At 67.7% G+C, this 15662-nt stretch carries 15 protein-coding genes and 1 tRNA gene; 6 read left to right on the top strand and 10 right to left on the bottom strand.

The features are described from left to right. Positions 1-99 precede the first annotated feature (99 nt). Positions 100-2223 (bottom strand): flagellar biosynthesis protein FlhA, encoded by a 2124-nt coding sequence (gene flhA, locus AC3WLC_RS04095; protein ID WP_493682659.1) that lies wholly within the window; start codon positions 2221-2223, stop codon positions 100-102. Positions 2224-2468: 245 nt separating this feature from the next. On the opposite strand from flhA, the gene AC3WLC_RS04090 reads away from it, so the two are divergent. The 3 genes from AC3WLC_RS04090 to AC3WLC_RS04080 all read left to right on the top strand — a co-directional run bounded on the left by AC3WLC_RS04090 (position 2469) and on the right by AC3WLC_RS04080 (position 4750). Then, positions 2469-2768 carry a hypothetical protein gene (locus AC3WLC_RS04090; RefSeq protein WP_493682658.1) on the top strand — a complete coding sequence of 100 codons (300 nt, stop codon included), beginning with the start codon at positions 2469-2471 and terminating at the stop codon, positions 2766-2768. An 83-nt stretch (positions 2769-2851) separates the two neighbouring features. Then, positions 2852-4282: an MFS transporter gene (locus AC3WLC_RS04085; RefSeq protein WP_493682657.1), complete on the top strand. Its 1431-nt coding sequence runs from the start codon at positions 2852-2854 to the stop codon at positions 4280-4282. Between the two features lie 183 nt (positions 4283-4465). After that, entirely contained in the window at positions 4466-4750 is a 285-nt protein-coding gene (locus AC3WLC_RS04080; RefSeq protein WP_493682656.1) for a hypothetical protein, read from the top strand. Positions 4751-4815: 65 nt separating this feature from the next. Here the strand turns inward: AC3WLC_RS04080 and flbD are convergent, their stop codons facing one another. From flbD to AC3WLC_RS04040, 8 genes are all read right to left on the bottom strand, one after another. Continuing rightward, on the bottom strand, positions 4816-6180 hold the full coding sequence (flbD, locus tag AC3WLC_RS04075) for a sigma-54-dependent transcriptional regulator FlbD (RefSeq protein WP_493682655.1): 1365 nt from the start codon (positions 6178-6180) through the stop codon (positions 4816-4818). Positions 6181-6224: 44 nt separating this feature from the next. After that, positions 6225-6581, bottom strand: coding sequence for a flagellar motor switch protein FliN (gene fliN / locus AC3WLC_RS04070; protein WP_493682654.1), 357 nt, complete (start codon positions 6579-6581; stop codon positions 6225-6227). 81 nt (positions 6582-6662) lie between these two features. Then, a complete protein-coding gene (locus AC3WLC_RS04065) occupies positions 6663-7253 on the bottom strand; it encodes a FliH/SctL family protein (protein WP_493682653.1) in 591 nt (196 codons plus the stop codon). A gap of 22 nt (positions 7254-7275) precedes the next feature. Continuing rightward, on the bottom strand, positions 7276-8352 hold the full coding sequence (gene fliG, locus AC3WLC_RS04060) for a flagellar motor switch protein FliG (protein ID WP_493682652.1): 1077 nt from the start codon (positions 8350-8352) through the stop codon (positions 7276-7278). 14 nt (positions 8353-8366) lie between these two features. Then, positions 8367-10055, bottom strand: coding sequence for a flagellar basal-body MS-ring/collar protein FliF (fliF, locus tag AC3WLC_RS04055; RefSeq protein WP_493682651.1), 1689 nt, complete (start codon positions 10053-10055; stop codon positions 8367-8369). 199 nt (positions 10056-10254) lie between these two features. Further along, a complete protein-coding gene (sciP, locus tag AC3WLC_RS04050; protein WP_057191455.1) occupies positions 10255-10530 on the bottom strand; it encodes a CtrA inhibitor SciP in 276 nt (91 codons plus the stop codon). A 223-nt stretch (positions 10531-10753) separates the two neighbouring features. Then, positions 10754-11431: a flagellar hook assembly protein FlgD gene (locus AC3WLC_RS04045; protein ID WP_493682650.1), complete on the bottom strand. Its 678-nt coding sequence runs from the start codon at positions 11429-11431 to the stop codon at positions 10754-10756. Positions 11432-11445: 14 nt separating this feature from the next. Further along, positions 11446-13101: a flagellar hook-length control protein FliK gene (locus tag AC3WLC_RS04040; RefSeq protein WP_493682649.1), complete on the bottom strand. Its 1656-nt coding sequence runs from the start codon at positions 13099-13101 to the stop codon at positions 11446-11448. A gap of 249 nt (positions 13102-13350) precedes the next feature. On the opposite strand from AC3WLC_RS04040, the gene mnmA reads away from it, so the two are divergent. The 3 genes from mnmA (at position 13351) to AC3WLC_RS04025 (ending at position 15328) form a co-directional block, all read left to right on the top strand. Continuing rightward, on the top strand, positions 13351-14535 hold the full coding sequence (mnmA, locus tag AC3WLC_RS04035; RefSeq protein ID WP_493682648.1) for a tRNA 2-thiouridine(34) synthase MnmA: 1185 nt from the start codon (positions 13351-13353) through the stop codon (positions 14533-14535). Beyond that, positions 14532-15161, top strand: coding sequence for a class I SAM-dependent methyltransferase (locus tag AC3WLC_RS04030; protein ID WP_493682647.1), 630 nt, complete (start codon positions 14532-14534; stop codon positions 15159-15161). Before mnmA ends, AC3WLC_RS04030 begins: the two co-directional genes overlap by 4 nt. Positions 15162-15251: 90 nt before the next feature. Continuing rightward, positions 15252-15328, top strand: a tRNA-Met gene (locus AC3WLC_RS04025). Positions 15329-15425: 97 nt separating this feature from the next. Here AC3WLC_RS04025 and AC3WLC_RS04020 read toward each other — a convergent pair. Next, the gene (locus tag AC3WLC_RS04020) at positions 15426-15662 is read right to left on the bottom strand and encodes a hypothetical protein (protein WP_493682646.1); all 237 of its coding nucleotides are present in this window, start codon (positions 15660-15662) and stop codon (positions 15426-15428) included.

The following is a 15662-nucleotide window of genomic DNA, read 5'->3' as shown; positions in this document are numbered from 1 at the left end:
GAAGCAATCCAGGGGCGGCAGGGCGCTGCGGCAAGCCCTCCTGGATTGCTTCACTACGCTCGCAATGACGGATCGCCCTGTGCCTATGCGGCATCCAGGCTACACGCTCCCCACCGTCCTGAGCTTCGCCCGCGGGTGGATCTCGCTCTGCGAGAGCACCGGCGTCTCCCTGCGGAAGCGCTCGATGATCTGGCGCACGAAGGGCCGCGCCATGCCGGAGGTGACCAGCGCCGGCATCTCGCCGAGCCGCGCCGCATCCTCGAATTTCTCGCGCACTTGATGGACGAAGTCCTGCAGCCGAGAGGGCTGCATGGCGAGGTGCCGGTCCTCGCCCTGGCCGACGATCGATTCGGCGAAGACGCTCTCCCAGGCCGGCGACAGCGTGATGATCGGCAATTGCCCGTGCTGGTTCGAGAACTGCGCGCAGATCTGGCGGGCGAGCCGGACGCGAACATGCTCGGCGATGTCGCGCGGGCTCCTGACGCTGCCGGCGACCTCGGCGATGCCCTCGACGATGGTGGCGAGATCGCGGATCGAGATGCGCTCGGACAGCAGAAGCTGCAGCACGCGCTGGATGCCGGTGGTCGAGATCTGCTGCGGCACGATCTCCTTGACGAGGTCGGCATGGTCCTTGGGCAATTCGCGCAGCAACTTCTGCACCTCGCCATGCGAGAGCAGCTCCGGCATGTGCGACTTCAGCACCTCGGTGAGATGGGTCGAGATCACCGTCGCCGCGTCGACCACGGTGTAGCCGCGCAATTGCGCCTCGTCCTGCAGGGCGGCGTCGATCCAGGTCGCCGGCAGGCCGAAAGTCGGCTCCAGCACGTTGTGGCCGGGCAGCGTCACGCTGCCGCCCATCGGGTCCATCGCCATGTACTGGCCGGGATAGACCATGCCGTGCCCGGCATCGATCTCCTTGATCTTGATGAAGTAGTGGTTGGCCTCAAGCTGGACGTTGTCGACGATGCGCACTGCCGGCATGACGAAGCCGAGCTCGGCGGCAAGCTGGCGTCGCAGCGCCCGGACCTGGTCGGTCAGGCGGTCGGCGCCGCCCGGCGCATTGACCAGCGGCAGCAGGCCGTAGCCGATCTCGATCTTGAGCTCGTCGAGCTTGAGCAGGTCGTTGAGCGTCTCTTCCTTCGGCGTGCCATCAGGCGCGAGCGGCGAGGCCGCTTGCGCTTGCACGGCAGCTTCAGACTCCCGCGCCTTGGCGAGCTTGCCGAAATGCCGCGCCAACCAGCCCGAGCCTGCGGCCAGGGCAAGGAAGGGCAGCATCGGGATTCCCGGCAGCAGCGCGATCAGCAGCATCACCGCCGCCGACATGCCGAGCGCCTTGGGATAGCCGGAGAGCTGCCGGCCGAGCGCCTTGTCGGCGGCGCCGCGCACGCCGGACTTGGAGACGAGCAGGCCCGCCGCGGTCGAGACGATCAGCGCCGGGATCTGGCTGACCAAGCCGTCGCCGACCGTGAGCAGGGTATAGCTGTGCGCCGCAGCGCCGAAGCTCATGCCCTGCTGCGCGACGCCGATGATGATGCCGCCGATCACGTTGATGAAGGTGATCAGCAGGCCGGCGATCGCGTCGCCACGCACGAATTTCGAGGCACCGTCCATCGAGCCGAAGAAGTTGGCCTCGTCCTCCAGCGCCTTGCGCCGGACCTTGGCGACCTCCTGGTCGATCAGCCCGGCCGAGAGGTCGGCGTCGATCGCCATCTGCTTGCCCGGCAAGGCGTCGAGGGCAAAGCGCGCCGCCACTTCGGCGATGCGGCCCGAACCCTTGGTGATGACGACGAAGTTGACGATGATCAGGATGGTGAAGACGATCACCCCGATCACGAAATTGCCGCTCATCACGAAGTTGCCGAAGGCCTCGATGACGTGGCCCGCGGCCGCAGTGCCTTCATGGCCATGGGCGAGGATGAGGCGTGTCGAGGCGAGGTTCAGCGCGAGGCGCAGCATCGTCACGATCAGCAGCACGGTCGGGAACGCCGAGAACTCCAGCGGCTCCTCGATGAACAGCGCCGTCATCAGGACAAGCACGGAGAGGATGATCGAGAGCGCGAGCAAGAGGTCGAGCAGGAACGCCGGCAGCGGGAAGATCAGCACCACGAGGATGCCCATCACGCCGATGGCGAGGAACAGGTCCGGCCGGTTGAGCAGCGCGCTCATCTGGTCGCGCGACGGCATCGCCATGCCGTTGCCGCTGCCCGCCGTCACATCGCTCATCGAAGAACCGCTCCCACGCGCCGCCCTTCCGCCGGGCAGCTGCCGCACCCGGCAATTCTTGCCGGGTGCATGGTGAACGAGTGGTTAAGACCTCTTAAAAAATCCCATCTGGAACCTTTCCCTGAACGGACTGTTATCGAATGGCCGCCTTCCGGCCGCATTCGGCCGTCCAACTTCAGGCGGGCCGACGATAGAGGCCGCCTGGCCGAAGCCTGCTGGAGGATATTTTGGATAGACGTTCATTCATGCTGAGCCTTTTCGGTGGTCTCGCCGCGGCAAGCGTCGCTGGCATGGGGATCGCGCAGGCCACGGCCGCCACGCCCATCGCCGCGCCGCTCCCGAACCCCGACGAGCTCGCTCCGGCCTTGAAGGCCGGTCTCGACGAGGCCGATGCCGATTTCAGCCAGACCGTGGTTCGCCGCACGACCGTCGTGCGCCGGCCCGCCTATCGTCGTCCGGTCGTGGTCCGCCGCACCGTGGTGGTGCGCCGGCCGAACCCCTATCGCCGCCCGGTCGTCGTGCGCCGGCGCGTGATCTACCGCTGAGAGCAATCCAATGGCAGGCGGCCCGTTGGCTGCCTGCCGCCTTTGAAGCGGCGCCAAGCCGATCTGTCGAAGGGACAAGCCTATTGAACGAGGGACGCGCAACCTCAGGCGAGATCGTCACGGATATCCCGGCCAGGCTCGATCGCCTGCCCTGGTCGCGCTTTCACACGCTCGTCGTCGTCGCGCTCGGCGTCACCTGGATCCTCGACGGGCTCGAGGTCACGCTGACGGGGTCCGTCTCCGGCGCGCTGAAGGAAAGCCCGGCGCTCAGGTTCAGCAACACCGATATCGGCCTCGCCGGCGCCGCCTACATCGCCGGGGCGGTCATCGGCGCGATTCTCTTCGGCTGGCTCACCGACCGGCTTGGCCGCAAGAAGCTCTTCACCATCACCGTCCTGGTCTATCTCTCCGCAACCGCCGCCACCGCTTTCTCCTGGAACCTGTGGAGCTTCCTGCTCTTCCGCTTCCTGACCGGCATGGGCATCGGCGGCGAATACACCGCGATCAACTCGACCATCCAGGAGCTCGTCCCGGCTCGCGTGCGCGGCTGGACCGACCTCGTCATCAACGGCTCCTTCTGGGTCGGCGCCGCGATCGGCGGCGTCGCCGCGATCGTCCTGCTCGATCCTGCCCTGGTGCCGCCGGACATGGGCTGGCGCCTCGCCTTCTTCATCGGCGCCGCGCTCGGGCTGATCGTCATGATCCTCAGGCAATGGATCCCGGAGAGCCCACGCTGGCTGATGAGCCATGGCCGCATCGCTGAGGCTGAAGCCGTCGTCGCCCATATCGAATCGTTCTACCCGCCGCAGCCGGCTGCCGCGCTGCCGACGTTGACCTTGCGCCCGCGCACCCACACGCCAATGAGCGAGGTCGTCCATACGCTCTTCGTCACGCATCGGCCGCGCACGCTGGTGGCGCTGGCGCTGATGTCGTCGCAGGCCTTCTTCTACAACGCGATCTTCTTCACCTACGCCCTGATCCTGACCGACTTCTACAGCGTCCCGTCCAATATGATCGGCTGGTTCATCCTGCCCTTCGCCGCCGGCAACTTCCTCGGCCCGGTCCTGATCGGCCGGCTTTTCGATACGCTCGGCCGGCGCCCGATGATCGCCGGGACCTATATTCTCTCCGGCCTGCTGCTCGCCGGCACGGGCTACCTCTTCGCCCGCGAGATGGTCAGCGCCAGCCAGCTCACCCTGTGCTGGAGCGTCGTCTTCTTCTTCGCATCCGCTGCGGCCAGTTCCGCGTATCTGACCGTGAGCGAGACCTATCCGCTGGAGATCAGAGCGCTGGCGATCGCGGTGTTCTATTCGATCGGCACCGGGCTCGGCGGCATCGCCGGCCCCTGGCTGTTCGGCGTGCTGATCGACAGCGGCTCGCGCATCAGCGTGTTCGGCGGCTACCTGTTCGGTGCTGCGCTGATGATCGCCGCCGGGCTGATCGCCTGGCGCTTCGCGGTGAAGGCGGAACGGCGCTCGCTCGAGGACATCAGCAAGCCGCTGGGGGCGCTCTGATGACGGGACAGGCCTCGAGGCGATTGCGCCTCAAACCCGCACAACCAGCTTACGGCCGGACTCCCGCGCCGTCGGCCCTTTGTGAACCATCGTCGCAGCGCGAACGTGACGAAAGGTCAGGAAGGGGAATAGAATGGCCTCGTGGGAACGCGGCGCCTGGATCGAACCAAATGGAGGCATGACATGGATCGACGTTCATTCGTGATGGCGCTGTTTGGCGGCCTCGCCGCTGCCAGCGTGGGCGGCATTGCCGCTTCGGAAGCTGCGCAGCCCAAGCTGGCGCCACTCCCGGCCAAGAAGCCTGAAGAGCTGCCCGAGGAGCTGAAGGAAGGCCTCGACAAGACCGACGCCGACTTCAGCCAGTACTATTATTATCGCCGCCCACGCTATGTGCGGCGCTACTACTACCGCCCGCGCTACTATTACCGCCCGCGGCGCTACTATTATCGCCGCCGCTACTACTACTGAGCGGCCATCGACGGGCCGGAGCTTGCGCTCCGGCCCGCTTGTTTTTCAGCGCCTGGCAGCAAGCGTCAGAGCGAATTCGTCCGTGCCTGCCCGGGCTCCGCGACGGGTACGCCGGCGGCGACATATTCGCTGAGCTTGTTGCGCAGCGTCCGGATCGAGATGCCGAGGATCTTGGCGGCATGGGTCCGGTTGCCCAGGCAATGGTCGAGCGTGTCGAGGATGAGGTCGCGCTCGACATCGGCCACGGTCCGCCCGACCAGGCCGCGCGTCACCGCCTCGGCGGTCTGCGCCGCCCGCGAGGCCACGTCGCGGCCGCTGGCCGGACCCAGCGTCTCGCCCTCCGGCGTCAGCATCGCCTCGGTGCCGATCTCGACACCCTGCGCCAGCAGTACGGCGCGATGCACGGTGTTCTCCAGCTCGCGGACATTGCCGCGCCAGCTGTTGCCGAGCAGGAGCTTGCGCGCTTCGGCCGCGATCGGCCGCAGCGGCATGCCGTTCAGTTCGGCGTATTTCTTGGCAAAGTGATCAGCCAGCGCCAGGATGTCGCCCGGCCGCTCGCGGAGCGCCGGCAGGCGCAGATGCACGACGTTGAGCCGGTAGAACAGGTCCTCGCGGAAGGATCCCTCGCGCACGGCATCGCCGAGATTACGGTTGGAGGTCGCGATCACGCGGATATCGACCTTGACCGCCTGCGTTCCGCCGACCCGGTCGATCGTCCGCTCCTGCAGCGCCCGCAGCAGCTTGGCCTGCAGGCGCACATCCATCTCCGAGATCTCGTCAAGCAGGAGCGTGCCGCCATTGGCCTCCTCGAACTTGCCGATGCGCCGGGCGATCGCGCCGGTGAAGGCGCCCTTCTCATGGCCGAACAATTCGGATTCGAGCAGGTTGTCGGGGATCGCCGCGCAGTTCACCGCGACGAAGGGCCTGTCCTTGCGCAGCGATTTCTGGTGCAGATGCTGCGCGATCATCTCCTTGCCGGTACCGCTCTCGCCGGTCACCAGCACCGGCGCATCCGAGCGCGCGATCTGGTTGGCGAGCTGGACGACGCGCTCCATCGCCGGATCACGCCAGATCAGGCTCGCCTTGTCGCCGGCGACGGCAGCGAGCACGGCCGCGATCAGCTCCGGATCGGGCGGCAGCGGCACATATTCGCGTGCTCCGGCCTGGATCGCGGCGACGGCGGCGCGAGCGTCGGTCGAGGTGCCGCAGGCAACCAGCGGGGTGCGGATGCGCTCGGCCTCGAGCGCCGCGACCAATTTGGCGATCGGCTGCTCGACATCGACCATCAGCAGGTCGCCGCCCTTGGCGCGCAGCACCGCCAGCGCCTGTTCGACGCTCTCGGCATGGGTGACGGCGGCGCCCTGCGACACCGCGATCTTGGCGGCGGTGATGAGCTGGCCCTTGAGGCTGCCGACGATGATGAGGCGCATGGCTCAGGCCTTCCTTGAAGAATGCAGTCGGTCCGGCCGGCTCATCACCGGTCGGTCTTGATGATTTCCGTCATGGTCACGCCGAGGCGTTCCTCGACCACCACGACCTCGCCGCGCGCCACCAGGCGCTCGTTGACGAAGATGTCGATGGCTTCACCGACGCGCCGGTCGAGCTCCAGCACCGTGCCGGGCGTGACGCGCAGGAGGTCACCGACCGCGATCCGCGACGAGCCGAGCACGGCGGAGACCGTGACCGGCACGTCGAAGACCTGTTCGAGGTCCTCCGCCGTCTTGACCGGAACCGGCCCGGAACGCGCGACCGAGTCGCCCGCGGCATTGTGGTCGAAGGAGAGGTCGGCCGGGTTGAGCGGCGGCAGGTTGAGGTCGTTTTCGCTTGCCATCTGTCTTACCCCGCTAAAGCATCGGACCGAAAAGTGGATTCCACTTTTCGGAAGAATCCGATGCGATAACAATGTGATAGATCACCACGACCGCGTCCCTTCGGACGCGTGATGATCTAGCGGGCCGAAGACGGCCCTGACTGCCTTGTCGATCGCTTCGTCGAGTTCTGCGCTTTCGATCGCGATGCCGCCATCGGCCCATTCGAGCCGGCCGTCGCCGAGCGCGATGTCCGGCTCGCCGAGCACGACGATGCGGCCGGCGAAGCCAGTCTCGCGGGCGAGCCCGGAGAGCTTGCCCTCGACGGTCTCGACCAGGCTCTCATGCACCCGGATCGCCAGATGCGGCGCGTGCCGGGCATGGGCGAGGCATTCACGCGCCGCCGCCAGCAGCTGCGCCAGCGGCTTGTCCGCCAGGGCGGCTCCCGCGAGGCTGCGCGCCGTCGCGACCGCAAGCTGCGCGGCCTGCGCCTCGATCTGCGCCAGCCGCTCGTCCTGTTGCGCCAGCAGCCGCTCGCTCTGGCGCACCAGTTGCGACAGCAGCGCGCCAAGCTGGTGATCGGCCTCGCGCCGCGCCTGGTCGAGGCCGCTATGGAAGCCTTCCGCCCGGGCGCTTTCGAGCGCCGCCTCGTCGACCGCCTTGCGGCTGTTGCCGCTGAAGTCGGTAGCGAACATGAACTTTTTCGCCGCTGCCATCTCAGTACACCAGCTCGTCTTCGGAATTGCCCTTCGAGATGATGATCTCGCCCTTCTCGGCGAGGTCCTTGGCCAGGGTCACCATCTTCATCTGCGCCTCGTCGACTTCCTTGAGACGCAAGGGCCCGAGGCCCTGCATGTCGTCCTGCAGGACCTTGGCGGCACGCTGCGACATCGCCCCGAGGAAGAAGGCACGCAACTCCTCGTTCGCGCCCTTGAGGGCCCGCGCCAGCGTATCCTTGTCGACCTGGCGCATCAGGGTCTGCAGGCCGGCGGAATCGAGCTTGCCCAGGTCCTCGAAGGTGAACATCAGGGCGCGGATGCGCTCGGCCGATTCCTGGTTGGTGGCGTCGAGCGCGGCGAGGAAGCGCATCTCGGTCTGCCGGTCGAAGCCATTGAAGATCTCGGCCATCATCTCGTGCGGATCGCGCCGGCGCGTCTGGGTCAGGGTCGAGACGAACTCGGTGCGCAGCGTGTTCTCGATATGGTCGAGCGCCTCCTTCTGCACCGATTCCATGCGCAGCATCCGGCTGACCACCTCGATCGAGAGCTCGTTCGGCAGGTTGCGCAGCACGCTGGCCGAATGGTCCGGCCGGATGCGCGAGAGGATGACGGCGATCGTCTGCGGGTATTCGTTCTTCAGGAAGTTCGCGAGCACGACGGCGTCGATATTGCCGAGCTTCTGCCACATGTTGCGGCCGGCCGGACCACGGATCTCCTCCATGATCAGCGCGACCTGGTCGCTCGGCAGGATCTTCTCGAGCAGCGAGATCGTGCGGTCGAAGGAGCCGGTGATCGCGCCGGCGCTGGAGAGCCGGCCGACGAAGTCGAGCATCAGCTTCTCGACCTGGTCGGAATCGACCGTGCCGAGCTCCGCCATCGCCCGGGTGATGATGCGGATCTCCTCGTCGTCGAACTCCTGCCAGATCACCCGTCCGTGCTCTTCGCCGAGGATGAGCAGGATGACGGCGGCGCGCTGCGGCCCGGTCATGGCCTCGAGCGTCGTCGGGCCACCCGAATAGCCGGACGCCTCGTCCGAATCGGGGCTGCGGGTTGCGATGGAGCGTGTCGCGGCCATGGTTCAGGCTCCCGTCACGCCGGTGCTTTCTCGTGGATCCAGCCGCGCAGCACCGCGACGGAATCCGCCGGGTTCTGAGCCACCATGGCGCCGATCTTCTCGACCGACTGCGCCTTGAGCTGGCCTTTGATCTGCGCGATCGCGAGCATCCGCTCCGACGGCGCCTCGACGTCGATCTGGCCGGACTCCCCGCCGGCTCCGCCGCCTGCGCCACCGGCAGCAGCCGAGAAGGTCGACGGATCGCCCGTCCCCTGATCGACGACGACCATGCCATTGCGCATGAAGCTCGGGATCGCCCGGACCTCGCGATCGGGCGCCAGCACCTGCTTGAGCAGCGGGCGCACCACCACCATCAGCACGATCAGGACGAGCAGCGCGATCACGGCCATCTCGGCGAAGCGGACGATGTCCTCCCTGGTGAAGGAGAGGAGCTGCTGCATCAGCGTCTGATCGGTCAGATCGGCCGGCGCCTGCGGCGCCTCGGCGAAGCGCAGGTTGACGACCTCGACCTGATCGCCGCGCTGGCGGTCGAAGCCGACCGCGGTGCGCACCAGCTGCGAGATGCGCTCGAGTTCCTCGGGCGGGCGCGGCTGGTAGCTGATCTCGTTGCCCTGCTTGCTGTAGATTCCGTCGATCAGCACAGCGACCGAGAGCTTGCGGACGCGCCCGCCCTCCTGCACCTCGGTGCGGGTCGTGCGCGAGATCTCGTAGTTGACGACCTCCTCGTTCTTCGAGCTGGTGTCGCGCTGCTGGCCCTGCTGCTGGCCCTGGTTCTGCTGCGCGCCCGGCAATTCGTTGCCGACGGTGACACCTTCGCGCTGCTCGTTCGAGGCGGAGGCTTCCGTGCGGTTCTGGCTGGAGCGGATGACCTTGCTCTCGGGATCGAAAGTCTCGGAGCGGCTCTCGATCCGGTTGGAATCGAGCACGGCCGACACCTGCACGCGGGCGCGGCCCGGGCCGACGATGCTGGCGACGATGTCGTCGACCTGCGCCTTGATCCGCCGCTCGATCGCGCCCTGGCGCTCGTCCAGCGCCACGCCGATCATGCCCTGCTCGCCCTGGGCGCCGTCGGCGAGGAGCCGGCCGCGCTCGTCGACGATCGAGACGCGCTCGGGCTTCAGGCCGTCGACTGCCGAGGAGACAAGATGCCGGATCGCCCGGACTTGGGCGTTGTCGAGATCGCCGGCGAGCTTGAGCGCGATCGAGGCGCGCGGCGGCTCGCGGTCGCGCTCGAACAAGCGCCGCTCGGGGATGACGAGATGGACCCGCGCTGCCTGGACGCGGCCGATCGAGCGGATGGTGCGTGACAATTCGCCTTCGAGCGCACGCAGATGGTTGATGTTCTGGACGAAGCTGGTCGAGGAGAAAGCGTCGCCCTTGTCGAAGATCTCGTAACCGACGCCGCCGCCGGAGGGGATGCCCTTGCCGGCGAGCTCGAGCCTGAGCTTCGGCACGTCGGCGCGCGGCGCCAGGATGGTCTGGCCGTCGCCGCGCAATTCGTATTTGATCCCGCGCGTGTCGAGGTCCTTGGTGATGGCACTGACATCCTGGCTCGACAGGTCGGCGAAGAGCACGCCCATCGCCGGCTGCGACATGCGCAGCATGACGAAGGCGAAGAAGCCGATCAGCGCCAGCGTCACCGCCAGCATCGCCGCCAGCCGCGCTGCGCCGAATCTCCGGAACTGTTCGACTAGCCCGTTCACGCCGTTCTTCCGTCGCCCGGTGCCTGCGAGACCAACGCACAGACGCACCACTAGGCAAGTTTTTCCCGGTGCATGGTTAGCGCCCGGTTAACGACGGTTAGGAAATGGCACAGTTCGATGAGGACAACGTGCCGCCGAAACGCGAAAGGCGCCGGCCAACGGGCCGGCGCCTCATAATTTCTCTAAATACCAGAAAGGCTTACTGGCGATAATGCTGGATACGGGTGGTGCGCAGGCCGGCAAGGCCATGCTGATCGATCGAGGACTGCCAGCTCAGGAACTCGTCGACCGTCAGCGTATAGCGCTGGCAGGCCTCCTCCAGGCTGAGCAGACCGCCACGCACGGCGGCGACGACCTCGGCCTTGCGCCGGATCACCCAGCGGCGCGTGTTCATCGGCGGCAGATCGGCGATCGTCAACGGGCTGCCATCGGGCCCGATGACATATTTGACGCGCGGTCGCAGCGGCTCGGTCATGGTACTCTCACACAACTCAACAGACCTACTGCCGAAGAGCCTAGCCCGGGCGGGCTTAAATTTTGCCTAAAGCGATCACGCAGGCTTTCGGCATGGCTCATGGCGGAGTTCGTCCGCGCGTTCCGTTCGACCGTATCCGGTCGAACGACCAGAATTCGCGGAACTCCATAAGTTGGCCCATGTTCCGGTCGCAAAAGTGGCCTCCACTTTTGCGGAACATGGGTCAGGACGTGCTCTTCACCGATTTGACCTTGTCGAGCGGGACCTTGATCGCGCCGATCAGCAGCGTCGGAACGGTGGTCGAGAAGTCGATGCCGTCGACCTTGCCGGTGATCTCGGTCTTGACCGTGATCGCCGCGCCGGAGACATCGGTGCCTTCGACCTTGATGCTGTATTCGCCGTCGGGCGCATTGGAGCCCGTCGAGGTCTTGCCGTCCCAGGTATAGGTCTGGTCGCCGGCCGTCAGCGTCTTCGTGCCGCTGAAGACCACGCTCCCCTTGGCGTCCTTGATCGTGACCGTGGCGGTGCCGCCCTTGGAGGCGTTGAGCTTCCACTCGGCCTTGCCCTGGCTGAGCTGGGTCGCGGCACCGTCGGCCGTGACAGTCTGGCCGACGAAGCCGATCGCGCTCGCGCCGGTCGTCGCCTTGCTGACGCCGAGCAGCGCGGTCAGCGTCTCATTCTGCTTGAGCTGCTGCTCGACGCCGGCGAATTGCACCAGTTGCTGGGTGAACTGGTTGGTGTCGAGCGGATCGAGCGGGTTCTGGTTCTTGAGCTGCGTCGTCAGCAGGGTCAGGAACTGGTCGAAATTATTGGCGATCGAGGTGCCGCTGCCGGTCGCCGTGTTGTTCTGCGCGGCTGCGATCTGCGAGTTGGACAGCTTGCCCGTATTGGAGACGGTCATGGCGCGCCCCTCCCTTAGATGCTGAGATCGACGCCGCCGAGGCGGCTGGCGTTGCGCGGCAAGGTCGTCACGTCAGTGACGAGCGCGCTGTCTTCCGAAGCCTCGACCCAGGCGCGGCGGCCGCGCGGCGCCTCATCGCCCTGCTGCTGGCGCCCGCCGGCTTGCTGGCCGGGGTCGCGCAGGCTGAGATCGATCCCGCCTTCCGAGGGCTTGAGGCCGGCCTGCTCGAAGGCGCGTTCCAGCGTGCGGGCGTCGCGCTGCAGCATATGCAGCGTCTCGACCCGGTCGACGGTGAGCTTGGCGCTGACATCACCCTTGTCGGAGATCTCCAGGCTGACGTCGATGCGCCCGAGCTCGGCCGGATCGAGCCTGATGTCGAAGCGCTTGTTGCCGGCGAGAGCTTTGGCGCCGATCTCGATCGGCACGACATGGAGCGGCGTCGGCCGCCCGGTGTCGCCCGAGGCCATCTTGTGGGCCGCCTCGGCCTGGGCCCTTGCCGTCGCCTGGGCGGCGGCGTCGAGCTCGGTCAATGGCGCCTGCGGCGTGGTCAGGCTCTGCGGCCCGGCCGCGAGGATCGCCTGCGGGCTCAAGGGCGCGCTCGCCTGCTGCGCGCCGCTGGCGGCGTCGGTCGAGGCAGCCTGCGTCGTCTGCCCGGTGGCGGCGGTCGCTGGGGTGGTGTCGGCAGGCTTGGCGTCGCCCGTCGCCTTCGCATCGCTGCTCGCGGCAGCCGTGGCGACCTTGCCCGCCTCGCTATCGTCCTTGGCCGAGGCTTGCGCATCGCCCGGCTTGGTCTCGGCCGTCTTGACCTCGCTCTGCTGCGCCTCGCCGGATTTGATCTCGCCGGACTTGGCATCCGTCTTGGTCTCGCTGCCCGCCGCCGGAAGCTGCGGCTTCAGCCCAGCCTTGATGTCGGCTGCGGCCGCTTCGCCGCCCGCGCTCGCCTGGCCGTCAGCCTTTGCCGGCAGTGCCGGCGGGATCGGCGCCGGGATGGCGGTACCGGTCACCTGCGCCGTCGCCTCGGTCGCGTTGGCTGCCGTGACGGCCTTTCCGTCCTCGGTGGCCGCGCCATCCGGCTTCGCCGGCTCGCTGCCCTGGAGGGCGGCTGCGGCAAGCGCGAGGAACTCCGCGCCGATCGCGGGCGGCGGCACGGGTTGCATCACCGCGCCCGCAGCGGCCTGCTCCTCCGGCGTGCCCTTGCCGATCACCGGCGCTCCGTCGAGGGCAGCGGCCAGCGCGGCCTTGCGCTCCTCGATCGTCTTGCCCCCGGTCGTCTTGCCTTCGGCCGGCTTGTCGCCGGCGGCCGTCCCGGTCTTCGTATCCTCGCTCGCCGCAGCGTCCTTCGTCGCGGCCTGGTCGCTTCCGGCATCCGCCTTCGTCTTCTCGGATGGTCCCTTGGCGTCGGCCGCCTTCCTGTCCCGGCGATCATCGTCGGGACGCGCCGACGACCTGGCATCGGCCGCGCTCGTCTTGCGGGCGCCGTCATCTGGCCTCGCCTGGTCGCGCGTGCCGACATCATCGCGGGCGACGCGATCGTCGTCGAGACGCGGACGATCCGCCGGCTCCGGTGGCAAGGTGAAGGCCTGCTCCGACCCATCCCGATCGGGGCTGCGGCGGCTCGGGAGCGGGATCTCAGGCAGCGCAGAGGAGCGCGAGACCGACGCGGCGGACATGGGGACTCTCCGGAACGAAACCGTGACGATGTGGCCACGGCTTCCCCAGCAAGAGGCACGCCAACCGGAAAACCGTTCTGTTTCAGCGAGTTGACGAAATAGCCCTCGCCTCTCACCCGGCAGGAATCGCGTTTTGGAGCCGCTCGGCTCGGCAGGAATTGCCGGCCGGATGCTGGCCCGCATCTGTCAAAACCGCTATAGAGCGCCCAAATCCTCGGGCTCCTGCGCCCGAACCCGCCCGGAACCTCGATGACCGCTCCGCTCAACTCGCTCGACATCGCCAAGCCGCCCGCGGCGACACGCGTCGTCGCGGCCATGTCGGGCGGCGTCGATTCCTCGGTGGTGGCGGCGCTGCTAAAGCGCCAGGGCTACGACGTCGTCGGCGTCACCCTGCAGCTCTACGACCATGGCGCCGCCGTGCACCGTGCCGGCGCCTGCTGCGCCGGCCAGGACATCCACGACGCTCGCCGCGTCGCCGAGGCGATCGGCATCCCGCACTATGTCCTCGACTATGAGAGCCGCTTCCGCGATGCGGTGATCGAGCGCTTCGCAGAGAGCTATCTCGCCGGCGAGACGCCGATCCCTTGCGTCGAGTGCAATCGCACCGTGAAGTTCCGCGACCTGCTCGGCCTCGCCCGCGAGCTCGGGGCGGATGCGCTCGCCACCGGCCATTACGTCGCCAGCCGCGACCTCGGCACCGGCCATCGCGGCCTGTTCCGCGCCGCCGACGAGAGCCGCGACCAGAGCTATTTCCTCTATGCGACGACGCAGGAGCAGCTCGACTTGCTGCGCTTCCCGCTCGGCGGCCTCGACAAGGCGCAGACTCGGGCGCTCGCCGCCGAGTTCGGCCTCGCCATCGCCGACAAGCCCGACAGCCAGGACATCTGCTTCGTGCCGAACGGCCGCTATGCCGAGGTGATCGAGCGGCTGAAGCCCGGCGCCGCCCGCCCCGGCGCCATCGTCCATCTCGACGGCCGCGTGCTCGGCGAGCACGAGGGCGTGCTGCGCTACACCGTCGGCCAGCGCAAAGGCCTCGGCATCAGCGCCGCCGAACCGCTCTATGTCGTCGCACTCGACGCCGAGAACGCCCGCGTCATCGTCGGTCCGCGCGAGGCGCTCAGCGTCAGCCGCGTCGACCTGCGCGACCTCAACTGGATCGGCGATGTCGCCCTCACCGATCTGCCGCCCGAGGGCATCGAAGTCGCCGTCCGCGTCCGCTCGACCAGGGCGCCGCGCGAAGCCCGCCTGCTCGCCGACGACAAGGGCGTCCATGTCCTATTGGCGCAGGGCGAGGAGGGCGTCTCGCCCGGCCAGGCCTGCGTGATCTACGACCATGCCGGCAGCGGAGCCCGTGTGCTCGGCGGCGGCGTCATCATGGCTAACCGGGCGCCTCGCCCGGCGCCGCAGCCCGAGCCCGCCTACGCCACCTCATGACGACGACGAACGGTCTCGACGCGCAGCGGCGCGTCTATGCGGTCTGGGCGAAATTCTACGACCGGATCTATCAGGGCCTGCTCGCCCGCGCCCAGCGCGAGGCGGTGGCGGCGGCCTGTGCCAGCGGCCGCGACATCCTCGAGATCGGCGTCGGTACCGGGCTGACGCTGCCCTATTTCGAGCGCGACAAGCAGGTCGTCGGCGCCGACCTCTCGCTCGACATGCTGCGCGTCGCCCGCGCCAAGGTGCTGAACCAGGGACTCGATCATGTCCGCGGACTGATGGTGATGGACGCCTGCCGGCTCGGTTTCGCCGACAACTCCTTCGACGCGGTCACCGCCCAGTTCGTCATCACCCTCGTGCCCGACCCGGAGCAGGCGCTCGCCGAGATGGACCGGGTGCTGCGCCCTGGCGGCGAGATCGTGATCTCCAGCCGCCTCGTCGACGATGGCGGCTTCGCCGCGCCGTTCTGGAAGGCGGTCGCGCCGCTGGCCAGGGCGATCGGCTGGAGCAGCGATTTCAAGGTCTCGCGCCTGACCGGCTGGGCCGCGGGCACCGGCCGCTACGAGACCGTCCATGTCGGCCAGGGCTATTTCAAGGTGGTCAGGCTGCGGAAGCTGAGCTGATCGGCGTGATCAAGGCTTGACGCCGGCGCCCCCCGCCCCCTATATCCGCGCCGTCGCGATTGGCCGCCGTTCACGGCGCGTCGCCATCGGGGCGGGGTAGCTCAGCTGGTTAGAGCAGCGGAATCATAATCCGCGTGTCGGGGGTTCGAGTCCCTCTCCCGCTACCATCACATCGCATGCTCGGTGCGGGCGTGCCTCTTCTCCAAGCACAAATTGAGTCGGCGGCCATCTTCGGGAAGGACGACGGCCTTTTCGTTTCGGCGCTCAAGCGGCTTCGATATGGCCGATCCCGTCGAGGATCATGTTGGTGCCGCGGCCGGCAACGCCCCATTGGCGACCGGCCACGCCCGCCACGGTGGTCAGGACGCCGGCAGTCGTCAGGGCGATGCCGAAGATCTTCTGGCCGAGGCCGGCGCCCGACACGCTGTCGAGCTCGGCATCGGTCAGGGCAATGGAGGTGTCGCGAGCGGTGTCGAAGGCGTTGCTGCTGATGTTGGTCAT

It is taken from the genome of Allobosea sp. GW821-FHT03A12, from assembly GCF_058986765.1.
The sequence above is the reverse complement of the archived record's forward strand: the minus strand, read 5'-3'. Positions and strand labels throughout refer to the sequence as shown.